This window comes from Altericroceibacterium spongiae (assembly GCF_003610805.1).
Taxonomy (GTDB): Bacteria; Pseudomonadota; Alphaproteobacteria; order Sphingomonadales; family Sphingomonadaceae; genus Altericroceibacterium; species Altericroceibacterium spongiae.
This window is the reverse complement of the sequence record NZ_RAPF01000025.1, coordinates 1-4,021: the sequence shown is the minus strand read 5'-3', so window position 1 is coordinate 4,021 and position 4,021 is coordinate 1. Positions and strand designations below refer to the sequence as shown.

The 4,021-nt window shown below is 58.0% G+C and carries 4 protein-coding genes and 1 pseudogene; 2 read left to right on the top strand and 3 right to left on the bottom strand.

All coding sequences use genetic code 11. From position 1 onward, the window contains the following. Positions 1-398: 398 nt before the first annotated feature. Both D6851_RS17390 and D6851_RS17385 read left to right on the top strand, forming a co-directional pair. Entirely contained in the window at positions 399-1,550 is a 1,152-nt protein-coding gene (locus D6851_RS17390) for an IS701 family transposase (RefSeq protein ID WP_120326097.1), read from the top strand. A gap of 73 nt (positions 1,551-1,623) precedes the next feature. Then, positions 1,624-2,072 (top strand): annotated as a pseudogene (locus tag D6851_RS17385) (IS3 family transposase); the annotation flags it as partial. 189 nt (positions 2,073-2,261) lie between these two features. Here the strand turns inward: D6851_RS17385 and D6851_RS17380 are convergent. The 3 genes from D6851_RS17380 to D6851_RS17375 form a co-directional block, all read right to left on the bottom strand. Beyond that, positions 2,262-2,798, bottom strand: coding sequence for a hypothetical protein (locus D6851_RS17380; RefSeq protein WP_147395520.1), 537 nt, complete (start codon positions 2,796-2,798; stop codon positions 2,262-2,264). 132 nt (positions 2,799-2,930) lie between these two features. Then, positions 2,931-3,104: a hypothetical protein gene (locus D6851_RS17860; protein ID WP_183030173.1), complete on the bottom strand. Its 174-nt coding sequence runs from the start codon at positions 3,102-3,104 to the stop codon at positions 2,931-2,933. 230 nt (positions 3,105-3,334) lie between these two features. Continuing rightward, complete coding sequence (locus tag D6851_RS17375; protein ID WP_147395519.1) at positions 3,335-3,823, bottom strand: hypothetical protein; 489 nt, start codon at positions 3,821-3,823, stop codon at positions 3,335-3,337. Between the last annotated feature and the right edge of the window lie 198 nt (positions 3,824-4,021).

Sequence of the window (4,021 nt, the reverse complement as noted above, 5' to 3'; positions counted from 1 at the left end):
CCTCCACGGTCCTTCAAGACCCAGAGGGAACCGATCCATCCGCCGCCTGCTCAGCACGGCATTAATGCCGTGCTGAGCAGTAGCTCCAGTATCGCACCAGAGCTTGAGAAGTTTAAGACAAGAGGGATATTCTAAAAAACTGCCCCCGGCTGAGCCCTCCTGTGTGCGGTAGAAACGGGTCGTGTTATGAAAGCGTCAGGAGGGTCGCGGCCGATAGCTTATTGGTGGCATGACACCCCGTTAAAAAACGTGGCCCGTGGGCATTTGCATACTTGAGAGTGGTGACGCCTGTATTGGCGATCCCGGTTAGCACTACTTTGGCAGAAGTTTAATTTTTGGGATTCCCCCTGACGCGAGATGCGTGATTCATAGGGAGCCAGCTTTTGTGGAGGCTGGCGATGGATGTGGATTGGCAGGCGGATTTGGAGCGGTGGCTTGCAGCGTATCTGGAGGGGCTGGGGAACAAGACGCGGCGTCGGATGTGCCCGGCCTATATCGCTGGTCTGATTGGTCCTGGTGATCGCAAGAGCATCCAGCCCATGGCGGCCCGTTCGGACGCCATTTCCTATGACCGGCTGCATCATTTCATCGGAGCCGGCCTGTGGGACAGCGCCCCGCTGGAAGCGACCTTGTGGAGCCAGGCGGATGAATTGGCTGGTGGCGATAGAGCCTGGCTTATCATCGACGACACCGCTTTGCCCAAGAAGGGCAAGGCCTCGGTTGGCGTCGCGCCACAATATGCCACGACGCTCGGTAAGAATGCCAACTGTCAGACGCTGGTATCGGTGACACTGGCCTCGGGCGAAGTTCCGCTCATGCTGAGCTTGCGGCTGTTCCTGCCGGAAAGCTGGACGAGCGATGCCACTCGCATGGAAAAGTCGGGCGTGCCTGCCCCTTTGCAGGAATATCGCACCAAGCCCGAGATCGCGATCGAGGAGATTGATCGTGTCATCGCTGCCGGCGTGCGCTTCGGCTGCGTGCTGGCCGATGCCGGTTACGGGCTGTCCGCACCGTTCCGGCAGGCGCTGAGTACATGCGGCCTCTACTGGGCTGTCGGCATTCCCCGGCACCAGAAGGTCTATCCGGCCGATGTACAACTGATCTTCCCGGTCGCAGGACGCGGTCGCCCTCGGGTGCGGCATGTGCCGGACGTCAAATCCATGATCGACAGCCTGAACCGCCAGTTGGCGGGTTGGGCCGCGTTCTACAGGTTCACCGACTTCACGGCGCGCACATTCCGGCGCATCGACACTGTCGTGTTCTGGAAAATGGCGCACTGGTTGGCGCAGAAGTACCGGTCCCGCATCAAGCCCTTGATGCACAAATGGTACCGCGTGCCGGAAATCAGCCAATCAAAGACGTGGCTGATCTACGGCCGAAGCAATCAAGGCAATGCCGTCGGCAAGGCGCTGCGACGACTGGTCACCAGCCAGAAGATGCAGTTCCGGTGGCGGAACCCGGAGCGAAACCCCTACATCTTCAGGGACGAACACCGAAACACCGTCACCTCCCGCTATCATGACGTCGCCATGGCCATGGGCCAAGGTTGAATGGAGAGCCGTATGCGCTGAAAGGTGCACGTACGGTTCGGGGAGGGGAAGCGCTCATGCGCTTCCTACTCCACTCTGGACACAGGAAGGCTGGCTCTACCTTGCCGTCATCCTCGATCTGCATAGCCGCCGTGTCGTGGGTTGGGCAGTCAGCGATCGGATGAAAAAGGATCTGGCGATCCGGGCGATAGACATGGCGGTGCGCCTCCGCAATCCGCCGCCAGGCTGCCTTTTCCATTCCGATCACGGCCGCCAATACTGCTCGTATGATTATCAGAAGAAGCTGCAGGCCTATGGCCTGCGGCCTTCAATGAGCGGAAAGGGAACTGTTACGACAACTCCGCCGTCGAGACGTTCTTCAAATCGCTGAAGGCGGAACTGATCTGGCGTCAGAGCTGGCCAACAAGACGTCAGGCTGACGCTGCCATCTTCCAGTACATCAACGGGTTTTACAACACCCGTCGGAGACACTCATATCTGGGCGGCATCAGCCCACGCGCTTTCGAAGCAAAGGTGGCATAGTAAGATAAGTGACCGGCGCAAAACCGTTACAAGTCCAGTCCAGTGTCCCAGATGCTACGGAACTCACGGACCCGGTACTGCTTCAGCTTCATCTCAAGCCCACCCTGTTGCTTCGCTGCGCGGTGATCGCAGGCACATCTATAAAGGAACAGAAAGCGAACGGCAATACGGACGACCCGCCGACTTGTGTCAAGCAAATGGAAGGAGTGGAAAAAAATCAACGCCGAATGTTGAACGACCGTCAGCCAAAGTATTCTGCGGACCGCGGCCTTCAATGGCGCTACGCCTGAAAAAAGTCGCGCTCTTTGTAGAGATCCGCCAGAACCGCAACGCAGAGGTGCAGCACTCGTGTTTCTGCCCGTCTGGCGTTGCCACGACGACAGTCTCGCGAGCACCAGATTGCGTCGTCCCATCGGAGTAGTAAGATCCGTCGCTGAACGCCGCCCCATTTCCTCTCACCAGATGCTCTGCTCGTAGCCCCACCAGCTCGGACTTTGGATGGCGAGTCAGCTCTACGTGCTTGCCCGCGTTCGCAATTGCTCGGATCGTGTGAAAGGCTGGTACCTTCAACGCAATCTCCTCCGCGACATCATGCGACTTACCACCCCGGACGTGAGCCACCACGTCAGCAAAGTGGTATAAAACGATGCAAGCTGAAATGGCGAGGTCGTAGAAGCTCGGCTCCGCCTCGAAGCGACGGCAGAGCGGTGCCGCGAGTTCGTCCATGTACACTTGAGGGTTTGAAAAGGCCATGGCTGGGGAATACTGGGACCCGGCCAACTATTCCATAAGGCAGCATCCCTGTCGTTCCAATCCCCGCAATTGGAGGTCCGCTTTCAGGGGATCGGCAGGGTCAATCTAATGACCGAGATTGGGGCGCGTTACCGACCGTCCGCTCCGATAAATCCCGATGGCAGCTTCCGCACATACCAGACGCTCGTCGGCACGGACCTCGACGACTGACTTCGGTCGGGAGCCGCCACTTCCGGCATGCACCGACGCCATGTCCACTGCCGCCAACATAGTCGTCATTCGCGACGCCTTGCTTCGTGGTCAAAACCGGTCGTTCATTCAGGCGGTGAACCACGGCGAATCTTGGGCCGTGAGCTGACTGTCCGGTGGGCAAATATAGACGTATAGCTGACATTTGCTCGCAGAATTTGTGTGCCAAGGCGAGGCAGCGAATTTGCGGAGAACGACCTTTATTGAGGCGTTATGCCACGCCGCGTACGAGGCAAGCGTCCACAAGGATAAAAATCGAGCTAGCTATCTCGGCCTGCAAAACGGTCGAGCCAGCGATTGCCTTCGAGCGACTCGCTGTAGGGACGGCGACTGGAAATGCTGGCGGCGCCGCCCTTTCCCCAGCGATTGTACTGTGACAGATCGTCAAGCAGCGGATCGAGCCAGTCATGGCCATGGTATTGGAATTGGCGATGTTCGCCATACCGAAATGCTTCAGTGAGTTCTGGCTTATCGTCGCGATAGAACAGGAAGCTACTAGCGTATACCTGCGTGATTGCGTTAACCTGCTCCACTTCGTTTGCGCTAAGCCGAAGGGTCACGAGCCGCGGCTCGGTCGGATATTGCATCGGGGACATGTAAATGATTGTCGCCGTCGGCAGGATCGGCAGCACCAGCTTGAGCCCGGAGTTGAGGGCGTCCCGCGATGCGGGGAAATTGGGTAGGAAACCATCACCGGCGATGAACTCAAGCTCGTCGCTGAAGAGGATCGCCCAGCGGCCGTACATCATACGCTTGCAGTATGCATCATACAGCCCGCTCTGGTTAGCTGCTATCAGGCTCTTGTCGGCGCTCGGATTGGCTAGGGTCTGTGGGGATTCATCGGGAATTTATGACGGCTGCTGCGAGGTAGATGAATGCTTTGAAGCTGTGGTCGGTTTTGCAGGCGCACATGGCGATGCGCTTGAACTCTTTGAGTTTGCAGAAGA